Here is a 14,925-nt window from a genome sequence, read left to right as displayed (position 1 = left end):
GCCGCCATGTCGAATGCTGCCCGCCTGCCGACCGTCCTCGACGAGGTCCTCTGCACCACGCTCGCCACGGGCCTCGTGCTCGTCGCGCTGCTGCCGTCCGCACGCGAGGTGACCGCCATCGGCTGGTTGCCGATGTGGCTGGTCGGCATGCCGGCCGTCGCCTGGTGGGCGCTGCGCGGCTTCCCGCTGCCGGCGCGAACCGTGCAGGCGCACGCCACCGACGACCGACCGCGTGCCGCGCGCCGCGCCGGCGTCCAGGCGACCCGCGTGGCGCGTCGCGTCCGCCGCGCGAGGCTGCAGCAGGCGGCGTGATGCACATCGTGCTGTGCTAGCGTGCGGTCCCCGTCGAGCCGCGACCGTCGATTGGCGCACCGTGACGTCGCCATCCGCAGTGCAGCGGCCGCATCGACCGACTCCGGCAGGCCGCATTGACCGCTGATCCCCACCACTGGCTCGAGGACGTCACCGGCGAGCGCGCGCTCGCCTGGGTGCGCGAGCAGAACGCCGAGACCGAAGCCGCGCTCGCCGCCACGCCCGCGTTCCAGGCGCTCGAGGCCGACATCCGCGCGATCCTCGATTCCGACGCGAAGATCCCGATCGTCGAGAAGATCGGCCCGTACTACTACAACTTCTGGAAGGACAGGGACCACGAGCGCGGTCTGTGGCGGCGCACGACGCTCGAGTCCTACCGCACGCCGCAACCGGCCTGGGAGACCGTGATCGACCTCGATGCCCTCGCCGAGGCCGAGGGCGAGAACTGGGTCTGGCATGGCGCGAGCGCACTGAAGCCGGGCTGCCGGCGCTGCCTGGTCGCGCTCTCGCGCGGCGGCGCGGACGCCGACGTCACGCGCGAGTTCGACCTCGCCAGCAAGACGTGGATCGAGGACGGCTTCATCCGCCCGGAGGCCAAGGGCGGCCTGGCCTGGATCGACGAGAACCGCGTCTACGTCTACAGCGACTTCGGCGCCGGCTCGATGACGAGCTCCGGCTACCCGCGCATCGTCAAGGAATGGACGCGCGGCACGCCACTCGAGGCCGCGAAGGTGGTCTACGAGGGCACCGACAGGGACATGTACATCGCGGCCTTCCGCGACCACACGCCCGGCCATGTGCGCGACTTCGTCTCGCGCACGATCGCTTTCTACGACGACGAGCTCTACCTGCGCGACAGCGGCGGGACGCTCACGAAGATCGATGCGCCGAACTCGGCGAACAAGAACGTCCACGAGGACTGGCTCCTCCTCGAACTGCGCGAGCCCTATGCCGCGGGCGGCCGCACGTTCGCGGCCGGCAGCCTGATCGCCGCCGACTTCGATGCCTTCATGCAGGGTGGTCGCGACTTCCAGGTCCTGTTCGAGCCGACCGACCGCACGTCGCTGTCGAGCTATGCGATCACCCGGCACCACGTCGTGCTCAACGTGCTCGACGACGTCAAGAACCGGCTCTCGGTGCTGACGCCGGACGCGGCCGGGTGGACGCGGAGCGCGTTCGTCGGCGCACCGTCCTTCGGCACCCTCGGCGTCGCCGCAGTGGATCCCGACACCAGCGATGCGGTCTGGCTCACCGCCACCGACTACCTCACGCCGAGCACGCTGTCGCTCGCCGAGATCGGCGAGTCGCCCGAGACGCTCAAGACGATGCCGACGTTCTTCGATGCCTCGCAGCACGTCATCGAGCAGCACTTCGCCACCTCCAGGGACGGCACCCGCGTCCCGTATTTCCTCGTGCGCCCGAAGGACGTGCGCCTGGACGGGACGAACCCGACGTTGCTGTACGGCTATGGCGGGTTCGAGATCTCGCTCACCCCGGGCTACTCGGCCGGCGTGGGCAAGGGCTGGCTGGAGAAGGGCGGCGTCTATGCGGTGGCGAACATCCGCGGCGGCGGCGAATACGGCCCGCGCTGGCACCAGGCCGCGCTCAAGGCCAACCGCGGCCGCGCCTACGAGGACTTCGCGGCGGTCGCGCGGGACCTGATCGCACGCGGGATCACGAGCTCCAGGCACCTCGGCGTGCAGGGCGGCAGCAACGGCGGCCTGCTCGTCGGCAACATGCTGATGCAGTACCCCGACTTGATCGGCGCGGCGGTGGTGCAGGTGCCGCTGCTCGACATGCAGCGCTACCACGTGCTGCTCGCGGGCGCGTCGTGGATGGCCGAGTACGGCGATCCCGACAAACCGGAGGAGTGGCAGTTCATCCAGACCTTCTCGCCCTACCACCTGTTCGACGCGGACGTGACCTACCCGCCCGCGCTGTTCATGACCTCCACGCGCGACGACCGCGTGCACCCGGGCCATGCGCGCAAGATGTTCGCGAAGATGGCCGAGGCCGGGAAGGACGTGCGCTACTACGAGAACATCGAGGGCGGCCACGGCGGCGCGGCGAACAATGCGCAGGCCGCGCGCATGCAGGCGCTGTCCTTCACCTTCCTGTGGGAGACGCTCGCCCGCAGGTGAGCGGCCGCGCCGTGCCCATGAGGCCGCCTGCGGGCGGCCTCATGCGTTTGGGCCCGCCGGCCTTCCAGTGCTACCGCGACGCGACCCCTGCCGTCCGGCCCTTCCCTGCGTCGTCCTAACGCTCCACGATGCACCCTTGCGCCTCGGGCCCGGACCCCCACGATGCTGACTCGATCCCTCCTCCTCGCCGCGATCCTCATGACCTCGACCACACACGCCGCCGACCTCCCGCCGCCGCCCGACGCTGCCAGGAAACCGCACGCCGTGCGCGCCCCGCACGGCGCCGAGCGCCAGGACGAGTACTACTGGCTGCGCGACGACAAGCGCGAGAACCCGGAGATGCTCGCCTACCTGAAGGCCGAGAATGCCTATGCCGACGCGGTGATGGCGCGGCTGAAGCCCGTCGAGGACCGCCTGTACGACGAGATCGTCGGCCGGATCAAGCAGGACGACAGCTCGGTGCCGTACCGCGAGAAGGGCTGGTGGTACTACTCGCGCTTCGAGAGCGGCAAGGACTATCCGATCCACGCACGCCGCCGCGACGCATCGGGCCTGAGCGCCGAATCGATCCAGAAGGCGAACGACGCCGGCGACTTCGCCGGAGAGCAGGTGCTGCTCGACGTCAACCAGCTCGCGGCCGGCCGCGACTACTACAACGTCGGCACCTACGAGGTCAGCCAGGACGGGCGCATGCTCGCCTACGCCGACGACACCATCGGCCGCCGCCAGTACGTCATCCGCTTCAAGAACCTCGACACCGGCGAGGTCTACCCGGACGAGATCAAGGGCGTGTCGCCGAACCTCGTCTGGGCCGACGACGGCAAGACGGTCTTCTACGTCGAGAACGATCCCGAGACGCTGCTCACCGTGCGCGTGAAGAAGCACGTGCTCGGCACGCCGGTCGCGAGCGATCCGGTCGTCTACGAGGAGAAGGACGACTCGTTCTACATGGGCGTCGACCGCACGCGCGACGACCGCTTCATCGTGATCCACGTCAGCAGCACCGTCTCCGACGAGATGCGCTACGCGCCGGCCGCGAACCCGCAGGCGTTCACCGTGCTCGCCCCGCGCGCGCGCGACGTCGAGTACAGCGCCGATCACTTCGACGGCCGCTGGGTGATCCGCACGAACGCCGACGGCGCGAAGAACTTCAAGCTGGCCACCGCGCCGACGCAGTCGACCTCGCGCAAGGACTGGAAGGACTGGATCGCCGCGCGCGAGGACGTCTACATCGACGGCTTCGAGCTGTTCGACGGGTTCACCGCGATCGCCGAGCGCTCCGAGGGCCTGGAGCGCCTGCGACTGCTGAAGGGTGAGGGCGCGCAGGAGTTCGTCAAGGCCGACGAGCCGGCGTACTCGATGGGCCTGTCGGTGAATGCCGAGCCCGATACCGAGTGGCTGCGCTACAGCTACACCTCGCTCACCACGCCGTCGACGACCTACGAGCTCAACGTGAAGACGGGCGAGCGCCGCCTGCTCAAGCAGCAGCCGGTGATCGGCTACGACGCCTCGAAATACGTCACCGAGCGCGTCTGGGTGCCCGCGCGCGACGGCACGAAGATCCCGGTCTCGCTCGTCTACAAGAAGGGTTTCAGGAAGGACGGCACCGGCGCGCTGCTGCAGTACGGCTACGGCAGCTACGGCGCGACGATGGACCCGAACTTCAACCTGCCGGTGGTGAGCCTGCTCGACCGCGGCATGGTCTATGCGATCGCGCACATCCGGGGCGGCGAGGAGATGGGCCGCGCCTGGTACGAGCAGGGCAAGCTGTTCAATAAGAAGAACACCTTCACCGACTTCATCGACGTCACCGATCACCTGGTGAAAGAGGGTTACGCGGCGAAGGATCGCGTCGCAGCCTACGGCGGCAGCGCCGGCGGCCTGCTGATGGGCGCGATCTCGAACATGGCGCCGGAGAAGTACCGCCTGATCCTCTCGCAGGTGCCGTTCGTGGACGTGGTGACGACGATGCTCGATCCGAGCATCCCGCTCACCACCAACGAGTACGACGAGTGGGGCAATCCGGAGAAGAAGGAGTTCTACGACTACATGCTGTCGTACTCGCCCTACGACCAGCTGTCGAAGCAGGCATATCCGGCGATGTTCGTCGGCACCGGCCTGTGGGACTCGCAGGTGCAGTACTGGGAGCCGGCGAAGTACGTCGCCCGCCTGCGCGACCTCAACACGTCGAAGGCCCCGGTGCTGTTCCGCACCAACATGGACGCCGGCCACGGCGGCAAGTCGGGCCGCTTCCGCCGGTATCGCGAGCTCGCCGAGATGTACGCCTTCGCGCTCGATCAGCTCGGCGTGGCCGAGCCGGCGGCGAAGTAACGGCGGGCGATGGGCGCGACGCCGCCGGGGCGGCCTCCGGGCCGCTTCCGCTGGGCCTGGTGGCTGCTGGCCTACGTCGCGCTCGCGCTCGGGCTGGTCGGCATCGTCCTGCCGGGCCTGCCGACCGTCCCGTTCGTGCTGCTCTCGGCGTATGCGGCCGCGCGCGGCTCCAGCCGCCTGCACGCGCGGCTGCTGGCCGACCCGCGCTTCGGCCCGATGATCCGCGACTGGCAGGCGCAGGGCGCGGTCAGCCGCCGCGCCAAGCGCCTGGCCACGCTCATGATGTCGCTCGCGGCGGTGGTGATGTTCGCGACCGCGCCACGGCTCTGGATGGCGGCGACCGGCACCGCCTGCATGGTGCTCGTCGCGCTCTGGCTGTGGACGCGACCGGAGCCCTGCTGACGCGGCGCAGGCTACACTCGCGGCATGAAGCCCACGAACCTGCTCGCCCTCGCGGCGCTCGTCCTCGGCCTCGCCGGCTGCGGCAACAAGGGTCCGCTCGTGCTGCCGACGGCGCCCGCCGCCGACGCGCCGGCGCCGTCCCCGGACGCCGTCCCCGCCGAAGCGCCGCCGACGCCGGAAGCCCTCAACGAGTCCACGCGTCCCGCGCCCGTCGAGGGCGAGGCGACCGAGGGCGGCGAGGCCGCCACGCCGCCCGCGCCGCCCGAACCGGTTCCCTGAGCCCACTGATGCGCTTTTCCAAGATGCACGGCGCGGGCAACGACTTCGTCGTGCTCGACCTGCGCGACGGTGCGGTGCCCCCGACCCCGACGCAGTGCCGCCGCCTCGCGGACCGCCATTTCGGCGTGGGCTGCGACCAGATCCTCACGATCGAGGCCGCACGCGATGCCGGCGCCATCGCCGCGTACCGCATCTGGAACGCGGACGGCTCGGTCGCGAAGCAGTGCGGCAACGGCGCGCGGTGCGTCGCCGCATGGGTGCGCCGCGATGGCGAGGCGCGCGGCACGCCGCTGCCCGCACGCTTCGACGTCGACAGCCCGACCGGCCGCCATGCGGTCGAATGCTTCGACGGCGGACAGGTGCGGCTCGACATGGGCCGCCCGGCCTTCGCGCCCGTCGCGATCCCGCTCGAGGGCTTCGACGAGGCCGCGGAGTACCGGGTCGAGGTCGCCGGCCGCGAGCTTCGCTTCGGCGCGGTGTCGATGGGCAATCCGCATGCGGTGGTCGAGGTCGACGACCTCGACATGTATCCGGTCGCGACCGTCGGTGCCGCCCTGCAGCGGCATCCCGCGTTTCCCGATTCCGTCAACGTCGGCTTCGCGCGCGTGCTCGACCGCGGGCGCATCCGCTTGCGCGTGTTCGAGCGCGGCGTCGGCGAGACCCATGCCTGCGGCAGTGGCGCCTGCGCCGCGGCCGCCCATTTCATGCGGCGCGGGCGCGTCGATCGCGAGGTGACCGTCTCGCTGCTCGGCGGCGACCTGCGCATCGACTGGCCGAGCGACGAGGCGAGCCTCGGCATGCTCGGGCCCACCACATTCGTTTTCGAAGGGGACTGGCTCGATGACCGACGCGACTGACGCCCTTGGCGCGCACCAGGTCGCCGCCTGGCTGCGCAACCATCCGGCGTTCCTCAAGCAGTTCCCGGACCTCGCCGCCACGCTGGTGGTGCCCCGCGAGGCCGGCCCCGCCGCCTCGCTCGCGAGCTACCAGGTGGAAGTGCTGCGCGAGAAGAACCGCGAGCTCACGCGTCGCCTGCAGGAGCTGTTCGGCAATGCGCAGGAGAACGAGCGGCTGTCGGTGCGCATCCACCAGCTCACCCTCGCGCTGATGCGGCAGACCGACGCGGCGGGCACGCTGGCGGCGATGGCGGCGTCGCTGGAAGAGGACTTCCAGGGCGATCTCGTGCGCATCGTGCTGCTGCGCCCCGTGGCAGGCATGGGCGAGCACGACTGGCTGCAGGTGATTCCGGAAGGCGATGCGCGGCTCGAGCCGTTCCGTGACTTCCTCGCCGGCGACGAACCGCTCTGCGGCCGCCTGCAGCCCGCCAAGCAGGCGCTGCTCTACGGCGATCGCGCGGACGAGGTGCAGTCCACCGCCCTGTTCACCGCGCCCGGTGCCGCACTGATCGCGGTTGGCAGCCGGCATCCCAACCGCTTCTATCCGGGCATGGGCACGCTGTTCCTGCGCATGATGGGCGAGGCCTTCGCCGCCGCGCTGGCGAGGTATGCCGGCTGATACGCCCGTGCCGGCGCTGCCGCCGGCCGTCGACGCCTACCTCGCGCATCTCGCGGGCGAGCGCCAGGTGTCGCCGCATACGCTCGATGCGTATCGCCGCGACCTCGCCGCGCTCGCGGGCTGGGCCGATGCGCGTGCGGTCGTGATCGACGCGGTCGACGGCGAGGCACTGCGCGGCTTCGTCGCCGACGAGCATCGTCGCGGTTGCGCGCCGAAGACCCTGCAGCGGCGGCTGTCGGCCTGCCGCAGCTTCTACGGCTGGCTGCTGCGCCACGGCCGTATCGCGGCCAATCCCGCGGCGGGCGTCCGCGCGCCCAAGGCGCCGCGCAAGCTCCCGCAGGTGCTAGATCCGGACGAGGCGAAGCAGCTCGTCGAAACCGCCTCCGACGCGCCGCTGGGCCTGCGCGACCGCGCGCTGCTGGAGCTGTTCTATTCCTCGGGCCTGCGCCTGTCGGAGCTGTGCGGACTGCGCTGGGCGCAGCTCGACCTCGACGACGGCCTGGTGACGGTGCACGGCAAGGGCCGTCGCGAGCGGGTGGTGCCCGTCGGCACGCATGCCCGCGCCGCGCTCGCCGCCTGGCGCGCATCCACGGGTGCCAAGGTCGACGACCCGGTGTTTCCAGGCCGCGGCGGCGCACCGATCACCCCGCGCGCCGTGCAGCTGCGCGTGCGCCAGCTCGCGGCGCGGCAGGGTCTGTTCAAGCCCGTGCATCCGCACATGCTGCGGCACTCGTTCGCGAGCCACATCCTCGAATCCTCGGGCGACCTGCGCGGCGTGCAGGAACTGCTCGGCCATGCCGACCTCGCCACCACGCAGATCTACACGCACCTCGACTACCAGCACCTGGCGAAGGTCTACGACGCCGCGCATCCTCGCGCTCGACGCAAGCCGGCGGGTCGCGACGACGACGAACCCGCGTGAGCGCGCCGCGGTCGGACGCGTTGCTCTGTATTACCGCCCGCCGTCGCACGACTTGAACGCAGGTCCCGCGACCCTCACCTCCTTCGGACGCGCACCCGTGCCGCGCCCCCGGAGCCCCGATGGACCCCAGTCGTAATCCCCACGTCTTCCACGCGACCACGATCCTCTCGGTCCGTCGCGAGGGCCGCGTCGCCGTCGGTGGCGACGGCCAGGTCACGCTCGGCCACACCGTCATGAAGGCGAATGCGCGCAAGGTGCGCCGCCTCGGGCGGGAGGGCCAGGTGCTCGCGGGCTTCGCCGGCGCCGCGGCCGATGCGTTCACCCTGTTCGAGCTGTTCGAGTCGAAGCTCGAGAAGCACGGCCAGCTCACCCGTGCGGCGGTCGAGATGGCCAAGGACTGGCGCACCGAGCGCCGCCTCGGGAAGCTCGAAGCGCTGCTGTGCGTGGCCGATCGCGAGACCTCGCTGATCGTCTCCGGCACCGGCGACGTGATCGAGCCGGAGGACGGCATCGTCGCGATCGGCTCGGGCGGTGCCTACGCGCTGTCGGCGGCGCGTGCATTGATGGCGCATACCGCGCTGGACGCCCGCACCGTCGTCACCGAAGCGCTCAACATCGCCGGCGACGTCTGCATCTACACCAATCGCAACCTGGTGGTCGAAGAGCTGTCGTGATGCAGCGGCGGTGGCAGCGACGCGCTGCATGCGTCGCGCCGCCGCGCCGCATCGCGCGCCCCGATCCCGCCCACGAGCCCGGAACCATGCCGATCAAGCCCGACAACAGCAGTGCCACCATGACCCCGCGCGAGATCGTGCAGGAGCTCGACCGCCACATCGTCGGCCAGCAGGAAGCCAAGCGCGCGGTCGCCATCGCGCTGCGCAACCGCTGGCGGCGCATGCAGCTCGAGCCCGAGCTGCGCAACGAGGTGATGCCGAAGAACATCCTCATGATCGGGCCGACCGGCGTCGGCAAGACCGAGATCGCGCGGCGCCTGGCCACGCTCGCGAACGCGCCGTTCGTGAAGGTGGAGGCGACGCGCTTCACCGAGGTGGGGTACGTCGGCAAGGACGTCGAGCAGATCGTGCGCGATCTCGCCGACACCGCCGTCAAGATGTACCGCGAGCAGGCCAAGACGAAGGTGCGCACGCAGGCCGAGGAGCGCGCTGAGGAACGCATCCTCGACGCGCTGCTGCCGCGCCGCGAGAAGGGCCCGGTGTTCGGCTTCGAGGACACCCAGCCGCATGACGACGAGGCCGAGGAGGAGAAGAAGTACCAAGCCACGCGCGGCAAGCTGCGCAAGCAGCTGCGCAGCGGCAGCCTGGACGAGCGCGAGATCGAGATCGAGAGCGCGGTGAACGTCGGCGTCGACATCATGGCGCCGCCCGGCATGGAGGAAATGGGCCAGCAGCTGCGCCAGATGTTCTCGCAGGTCGCCGGCGCGAAGACGCACCGTCGCAGCATGACGATCCGCGCCGCGCGCTCGATGCTGATCGAGGAGGAGGCCGGTCGCCTCGTGAACGAGGACGACGTCCGCGAGGCCGCGATCGAGGCGTGCGAGCAGCACGGCATCGTCTTCATCGACGAGATCGACAAGGTCGCCAAGCGCGGCGAGTCCAATGCGACCGGCGGCGACGTCTCGCGCGAGGGCGTGCAGCGCGACCTGCTGCCCCTCGTCGAAGGCTCGACGGTGAGCACCAAGTACGGCTCGATCAAGACCGACCACATCCTGTTCATCGCCTCGGGCGCCTTCCACTTCGCCAAGCCGAGCGACCTGATCCCGGAACTGCAGGGCCGCTTCCCGATCCGCGTGGAGCTGTCGTCGCTGTCGAAGGACGACTTCGTTCGGATCCTCACCGAGCCGCGTGCCTCGCTCACCACGCAGTACGTCGAGCTGATGCGCACCGAGGGCCTGGAGCTCGCGTTCGCGCCGGATGCGGTGGAGCGCCTCGCGGAGCTGGCCGCGCAGATCAACGAGCGGCAGGAGAACATCGGCGCGCGGCGCCTGCACACGGTACTCGAGCGCCTGCTCGATGCGCTCAGCTACGAGGCGCCGGACCGTGGAGGCCAGGCGGTGACGATCGACCGCGACTACGTCGATGCGCACCTGGGTGCGCTGGTGAAGGATCCCGACCTGTCGCGCTACATCCTCTGACGATCTGCCGCGCCACGGGCCTCGTGATGCGGCACCCACTCACGCGTGCACGTCATCGCTGAACCGGACAGGCCCCTGTCGCCGATGTGAACGTTCATGTTCCTGCAGGTATTCGCGGCGACATGGGCGCGTCTTTCGATACGACGTGCACATCGGGCTTCCTAGATTCGACCCCAATGCGGCGGGTCGGATCGGTGCTCCGTGCCGAGGCCCCTGCGAGGAGATATCGATGGCGATCGTGATGATCCAGGGGCCGCAGCACGAGGGCGCCAACCGCATGCCGGACGGGCGCGTGCAGGAGATGCTCGCGCGCCGCGCACGGCAGGCCGGGCAGGTGCTCGAGCACTACCGCTGCGGCAGCGAGGCGCAGCTCGTCGAGCGACTCGCGCGCATCGACCGCGGGCAGGCGGACATCATCCTGCTCGACCCGGGCCGGCGCGCCGGCGACCGCCTGGAGTCGACGCTCGGCGCGCTCGACGTGCCCTACATCGAGGTGCATGCCGATTCGCACGACGCTCCCGAACCGGTTCTGCCCGACGGGGCCGGCCCACGCGTGGCGCTGGTGAACGGCTATGCCGCGCACAGCTACACGCTCGCGATGTCGCTCGCGCTCGAGCAGCTGGGCTGTGCCGAATCCGAGAACGACGTGGACGTGGGGACCTGAAGCCGCGCGCGACCGCCGGGTGCGATAATCGCCGCATGAGCGATCACGACCGGCACCCGGGCACCACCCACTTCGGCTACCGCGACGTCCCCGTCGGCGAGAAGCAGCGCCTCGTCGGCGAGGTGTTCTCGTCCGTCGCCGACAAGTACGACGTGATGAACGACCTCATGTCGTTCGGCATCCACCGGCTGTGGAAGCGTTACTTCGTCGCGACCGCGCAGGTGCGCCCGGGACACCGCGTGCTCGATCTCGCCGGTGGCACCGGCGACATCGCCCTGCTGCTGCGCGAGCGGGTGGGCGAGGCGGGCAGCGTGGTCGTCGGCGACATCAATGGCGACATGCTCCGCGTGGGGCGCGACCGCACCACCGATCGGGGCCGCGTGCGCGGCCTGTCGTGGGTGCAGTGCAATGCCCAGGCGCTGCCGTTTCCGGATGGCGCGTTCGACCTGGTCACGATCGCGTTCGGCCTTCGCAACGTGACCGACAAGGACGCCGCGCTGCGCGAGATGCATCGCGTGCTGCGCCCCGGCGGGCAGGCGCGCGTACTCGAGTTCTCGAAGGTCACGCAGGACTGGTTCCGTCCGCTCTACGACTTCCACTCGTTCAACGTGCTGCCCAAGCTCGGCGCGATGATCGCGGGCGACGAGGCGAGCTACCGGTATCTGGCCGAGAGCATCCGCAAGCACCCGCCGCAGGACGAGCTGCGCGGCATGATGGAGGCCGCCGGCTTCGCGCGTGCCGGGTATCGCAACCTGTCGGGCGGCATCGTCGCCGTGCACACCGGCTACCGCGCCTGAGCGACCTGCCGGGACCGCCACGCCGCGCACGGCGACGGTACCGGCCGCCGCAGTAAACTCGGGGGATCGTCCGACGGATCCCCTCCATGCGCGCCACGCTCCTGCCGTCCCTGCTCGCCCTCGGCCTCGCCGCCGCCCTCGCCACCGGTTGCCAGCGCGACGCCGCCCCTGCGGCCGGTGCGACGCCCGCCGCCGCGAACACGCCGCCCGTCGAGCAGGCCGCCGAGCGCCCCGACGAGCATTCCTATGCCGAGCCGACCAAGGTCCGCACCAAGGACCTCGCGCTCGAGCTCGCGGTCGACTTCGAGAAGAAGCAGCTCGCCGGCAGCGCGACCTACACGCTCGACTGGCTCGACCCCAAGTACGGCAAGTTCGTGCTCGACACGCGCGACCTCACCATCGAGAAGGTGGTCGGCGAGCGCGCCGACGGGCGTTGGGTCGACCTCGTCCACACGCTCGATCCCGGCGACAAGATCCTCGGCAGCCGCCTGACGATCGCCGCGCCCGAGCGCAACAAGCGCATCCGCATCACCTATCGCACCGCACCGACGGCCTCGGGCCTGCAGTGGCTCGAGCCGACGATGACGGCGGGCGGCAAGCCCTTCATGTTCAGCCAGTCGCAGCAGATCCACGCACGCTCGTGGGTGCCGATCCAGGACACGCCGATCGTGCGCTTCACCTACACGGCGCACGTGACCGCACCGAAGGACACGATGGTGCTGATGAGCGCGGACAACGATCCGAAGGCCGTGCGCGACGGCGACTACAGCTTCACCATGCCGCAGCCGATCCCGTCCTACCTGCTGGCGATCGCCGCGGGCGACATGGTCTTCCAGCCGATCACCGACCGCGCGGGCGTCTGGGCCGAGCCGTCGATGGCGCCCAAGGCCGCCGCCGAGTTCGCCGACACCGGCCGCATGATGCAGACCGCCGAGCGCCTGTACGGCCCGTATCGCTGGGGCCGCTACGACATCCTCGTGCTGCCGCCGTCGTTCCCGTACGGCGGCATGGAGAATCCGCGCCTCACGTTCGCCACGCCGACGGTGATCACCGGCGACAAGTCGCTCGTGGCGCTGATCGCGCATGAGCTCGCGCACAGCTGGTCGGGCAACCTCGTCACGTTCGCGACGTCGAAGGACGCCTGGCTCAACGAGGGGTTCACCTCGTACGTGGAGAACCGCATCATCGAGGAGCTGTTCGGCAAGGAACGCGCCGACATGGAGAACGTGATCGAGCGCAACGGCCTGCGCGAGGAGTTCACGGCCGAGAACGTGGCGCTGCAGTCGCTCGCGGTGAAGCCGGGCGTGCTGAAGGACCCGGACGAGAACCTGACGGGCACCGTCTACACCAAGGGCGCGTGGATGCTGCAGTTCCTCGAGCAGCGCTTCGGCCGTGCCGAGTTCGACGCTTTCCTGCGCAGCTACTTCGACACTTTCGCGTTCCAGTCGATCACCACGCAGCAGTTCGTCGACTTCGCGAAGAAGAACCTGCTCGACAAGTACCCGGGCAAGGTCACGCAGGCCGAGTTCGATGCCTGGCTGTACGCGCCGGGCGTGCCCGAGTTCGCACCCAAGACGGTGTCGGCGCGCTTCGACGCCGTCGACGCCGCGCGCAAGGCCTGGCTCGACGGCGGCGCGCTGCCGGACAAGGCGGCGACCGCGAAGTGGACCACGCAGGAGTGGGTGCACTTCATCGAGGGCATGCCCGAGACGCTCGAGCCGGCGCGCCTCGCGGCGCTGGATGCGGCGTTCAAGTTCACCGGCACGCCCAACGGCGAGATCGCGCAACGCTGGTACCCGCTCACCGTGCGCAGCGGCTACACCGCCGCACGCCCGGCGATGGGCGAGTTCCTGCAGCGCATCGGCCGTCGCAAGCTGATCATGCCGACGTACACCGAGCTGGCGAAGACGCCCGACGGCCTGAAGTTCGCGCAGGAGGTCTTCGCGAAGGCGCGGCCGGGCTACCACCCGATCACCACCGGCTCGGTCGAGCAGACGCTGTCGGCCGCGGGCCCCGCGCAGTAACCGAACGGCGCCCGCTCCGGCCGGAGCGGGCGCGCCGCGGAATCGGCCGTCGCGTGGGCTCGACGGCGGCTTCCTCGAGTTCGCGATGCACGTCGAGCCGCGCGGCACATGGCGCCATTGCTCGCAAGCTGCGGGAGTGGCGCGACCGACGCGTATTCGGGTCCTGTGCAGGCGCCATCGCCGACGATTCACGCCCGTCCGCGTCGCCGGCGTGACACCTGGTCGAGACCCTGATGACCCGCCTGATCGCCATCGCGCTCCTGTTCGCCCCGGTGCTCGCCGCCGCCGCACCGCCGCCCGCCGTGGAGCGCGAGATCGAGGGTCTGTTCACCGCGCTCGAGCGCTCGGGCTGCCGCTTCAGCCGCAACGGCACGTGGTACGAGGCGCCCCGTGCGCGCGAGCACCTGCGCCGCAAGTACGCCTACCTGCGCGACCGCGACGCGGTGCGCAGCACCGAGCAGTTCATCGAGCTCGCCGCGACGAAGAGCAGCATGACCGGCCGCCCCTACCAGGTGCGTTGCGGCACCGCACCGGCGCAGCCGAGCCGCGCCTGGTTCGAGCGCGAGCTGGCACGGCTGCGCGCGGGACGCTGACACCCGCCCTGCATCCGGCGTTCGCGCCGGGGGCTGCTAAGGTGGTGCTCCGACCCGCCGTCGCGATGCCTATGACCGCCCGCGTCCTGCTCGTGCCGTTTCTCGCCCTGGCCCTTGCCGCCTGCGGGCCGCGCCCCGATCCGAAGGCCGCCGAAGCCGCGAAGGCGTCGAGCGCGGCGGCCGAAGCGACGCAGATGGAGCGCGATTTCGAGACGCACTTCGCCGCCGGCCGCTGGGACCTCGCACGTGCGCAGGGTGACGTGCTCATCGCACGGCATCCGCAGAGCGAGGCCGCGCGCCGGATCGCCGACCGCCATGCCGAAGCGAAGGCCAAGGCCGAGGCGGCCCGTGAGGATGCGCGCCTGGCCGGCCTCTGGGACTACCAGCGCGTGCCCGCCGGAAAGGGCGAGCAGGTGACCGCCGCGATCTATGCGCGCGAGCCGATCGACGCGGGCCTCGCCAAGAGCCAGGTGCGCCTGATCTTCCGCGACCACCCCGAATGGGGCCGCAGCAGCTATCTCGTGATCGATTCCGGCGACTTCGACTGCTACGGCGGCTGCAGCCTGAAGATGCGCGTCGACGGCAAGGCGCGCTCGATGGCCGGCAGCCGGCCGAGGACCGACGAGGCGATCGCGATGTTCGTCGAGGACGAGCGCGCGCTGTGGCGCACCGTGCGCGGCGCGAAGGAGCTGGTGATCGCATTGCCGATCAAGGGGCGCGGTACGCGCGAGGCGGTCTTCGAGGTCGCCGGCCTCGACGCCGGGCGCATGCCGGGCTGGTGACCAAGGAGGCG

Annotated in this window: 14 protein-coding genes and 1 pseudogene; all 15 read left to right on the top strand. The window is 70.5% G+C overall.

The genetic code is table 11. From position 1 onward, the window contains the following. The first annotated feature begins 6 nt into the window (after positions 1-6). Positions 7-312, top strand: coding sequence for a hypothetical protein (locus ACYVJJ_RS01795; protein WP_460830614.1), 306 nt, complete (start codon positions 7-9; stop codon positions 310-312). A 125-nt stretch (positions 313-437) separates the two neighbouring features. Beyond that, positions 438-2,453, top strand: a pseudogene (locus ACYVJJ_RS01790) (prolyl oligopeptidase family serine peptidase); the annotation flags it as partial. Positions 2,454-2,615: 162 nt separating this feature from the next. Further along, positions 2,616-4,784, top strand: a complete 2,169-nt coding sequence (locus ACYVJJ_RS01785; RefSeq protein ID WP_460830612.1) for a S9 family peptidase — start codon at positions 2,616-2,618, stop codon at positions 4,782-4,784. A gap of 9 nt (positions 4,785-4,793) precedes the next feature. Continuing rightward, the gene (locus ACYVJJ_RS01780; RefSeq protein WP_460830611.1) at positions 4,794-5,186 is read left to right on the top strand and encodes a YbaN family protein; all 393 of its coding nucleotides are present in this window, start codon (positions 4,794-4,796) and stop codon (positions 5,184-5,186) included. A gap of 24 nt (positions 5,187-5,210) precedes the next feature. Continuing rightward, a complete protein-coding gene (lptM, locus tag ACYVJJ_RS01775; protein ID WP_460830610.1) occupies positions 5,211-5,465 on the top strand; it encodes an LPS translocon maturation chaperone LptM in 255 nt (84 codons plus the stop codon). An 8-nt stretch (positions 5,466-5,473) separates the two neighbouring features. After that, on the top strand, positions 5,474-6,322 hold the full coding sequence (gene dapF / locus ACYVJJ_RS01770) for a diaminopimelate epimerase (protein ID WP_460830608.1): 849 nt from the start codon (positions 5,474-5,476) through the stop codon (positions 6,320-6,322). After that, positions 6,306-6,980 (top strand): DUF484 family protein, encoded by a 675-nt coding sequence (locus ACYVJJ_RS01765; RefSeq protein ID WP_460830606.1) that lies wholly within the window; start codon positions 6,306-6,308, stop codon positions 6,978-6,980. Before dapF ends, ACYVJJ_RS01765 begins: the two co-directional genes overlap by 17 nt. Next, on the top strand, positions 6,970-7,902 hold the full coding sequence (gene xerC, locus ACYVJJ_RS01760; RefSeq protein ID WP_460830604.1) for a tyrosine recombinase XerC: 933 nt from the start codon (positions 6,970-6,972) through the stop codon (positions 7,900-7,902). The genes ACYVJJ_RS01765 and xerC overlap by 11 nt, the downstream gene beginning before the upstream one ends. Positions 7,903-8,021: 119 nt before the next feature. Next, entirely contained in the window at positions 8,022-8,576 is a 555-nt protein-coding gene (gene hslV, locus ACYVJJ_RS01755; RefSeq protein ID WP_460830602.1) for an ATP-dependent protease subunit HslV, read from the top strand. An 86-nt stretch (positions 8,577-8,662) separates the two neighbouring features. Beyond that, positions 8,663-10,054 (top strand): ATP-dependent protease ATPase subunit HslU, encoded by a 1,392-nt coding sequence (gene hslU, locus ACYVJJ_RS01750; RefSeq protein WP_460830600.1) that lies wholly within the window; start codon positions 8,663-8,665, stop codon positions 10,052-10,054. A gap of 229 nt (positions 10,055-10,283) precedes the next feature. Then, on the top strand, positions 10,284-10,718 hold the full coding sequence (locus tag ACYVJJ_RS01745; protein ID WP_460830598.1) for a type 2 periplasmic-binding domain-containing protein: 435 nt from the start codon (positions 10,284-10,286) through the stop codon (positions 10,716-10,718). Between the two features lie 35 nt (positions 10,719-10,753). Then, positions 10,754-11,515 (top strand): bifunctional demethylmenaquinone methyltransferase/2-methoxy-6-polyprenyl-1,4-benzoquinol methylase UbiE, encoded by a 762-nt coding sequence (ubiE, locus tag ACYVJJ_RS01740; protein ID WP_460830596.1) that lies wholly within the window; start codon positions 10,754-10,756, stop codon positions 11,513-11,515. A gap of 86 nt (positions 11,516-11,601) precedes the next feature. Next, a complete protein-coding gene (locus ACYVJJ_RS01735; RefSeq protein WP_460830594.1) occupies positions 11,602-13,539 on the top strand; it encodes a M1 family metallopeptidase in 1,938 nt (645 codons plus the stop codon). Positions 13,540-13,772: 233 nt separating this feature from the next. After that, positions 13,773-14,132, top strand: coding sequence for a YfeK family protein (locus ACYVJJ_RS01730; protein WP_460830592.1), 360 nt, complete (start codon positions 13,773-13,775; stop codon positions 14,130-14,132). A gap of 71 nt (positions 14,133-14,203) precedes the next feature. Then, positions 14,204-14,914 (top strand): hypothetical protein, encoded by a 711-nt coding sequence (locus ACYVJJ_RS01725; protein ID WP_460830591.1) that lies wholly within the window; start codon positions 14,204-14,206, stop codon positions 14,912-14,914. Positions 14,915-14,925: the final 11 nt, after the last annotated feature.

It is taken from the genome of Lysobacter humi (ex Lee et al. 2017) (genome assembly GCF_054781815.1).
The sequence above is the reverse complement of the archived record's forward strand: the minus strand, read 5'-3'. Positions and strand labels throughout refer to the sequence as shown.

Bases quoted from the DNA above. Each gene is read 5' to 3' on its own strand.
- ACYVJJ_RS01795 (WP_460830614.1), top strand. From the start codon at position 7: ATGTCGAATGCTGCCCGCCTGCCGACCGTCCTCGACGAGGTCCTCTGC.
- ACYVJJ_RS01785 (WP_460830612.1), top strand. From the start codon at position 2,616: ATGCTGACTCGATCCCTCCTCCTCGCCGCGATCCTCATGACCTCGACC.
- ACYVJJ_RS01780 (WP_460830611.1), top strand. From the start codon at position 4,794: ATGGGCGCGACGCCGCCGGGGCGGCCTCCGGGCCGCTTCCGCTGGGCC.
- lptM (WP_460830610.1), top strand. From the start codon at position 5,211: ATGAAGCCCACGAACCTGCTCGCCCTCGCGGCGCTCGTCCTCGGCCTC.
- dapF (WP_460830608.1), top strand. From the start codon at position 5,474: ATGCGCTTTTCCAAGATGCACGGCGCGGGCAACGACTTCGTCGTGCTC.
- ACYVJJ_RS01765 (WP_460830606.1), top strand. From the start codon at position 6,306: ATGACCGACGCGACTGACGCCCTTGGCGCGCACCAGGTCGCCGCCTGG.
- xerC (WP_460830604.1), top strand. From the start codon at position 6,970: ATGCCGGCTGATACGCCCGTGCCGGCGCTGCCGCCGGCCGTCGACGCC.
- hslV (WP_460830602.1), top strand. From the start codon at position 8,022: ATGGACCCCAGTCGTAATCCCCACGTCTTCCACGCGACCACGATCCTC.
- hslU (WP_460830600.1), top strand. From the start codon at position 8,663: ATGCCGATCAAGCCCGACAACAGCAGTGCCACCATGACCCCGCGCGAG.
- ACYVJJ_RS01745 (WP_460830598.1), top strand. From the start codon at position 10,284: ATGGCGATCGTGATGATCCAGGGGCCGCAGCACGAGGGCGCCAACCGC.
- ubiE (WP_460830596.1), top strand. From the start codon at position 10,754: ATGAGCGATCACGACCGGCACCCGGGCACCACCCACTTCGGCTACCGC.
- ACYVJJ_RS01735 (WP_460830594.1), top strand. From the start codon at position 11,602: ATGCGCGCCACGCTCCTGCCGTCCCTGCTCGCCCTCGGCCTCGCCGCC.
- ACYVJJ_RS01730 (WP_460830592.1), top strand. From the start codon at position 13,773: ATGACCCGCCTGATCGCCATCGCGCTCCTGTTCGCCCCGGTGCTCGCC.
- ACYVJJ_RS01725 (WP_460830591.1), top strand. From the start codon at position 14,204: ATGACCGCCCGCGTCCTGCTCGTGCCGTTTCTCGCCCTGGCCCTTGCC.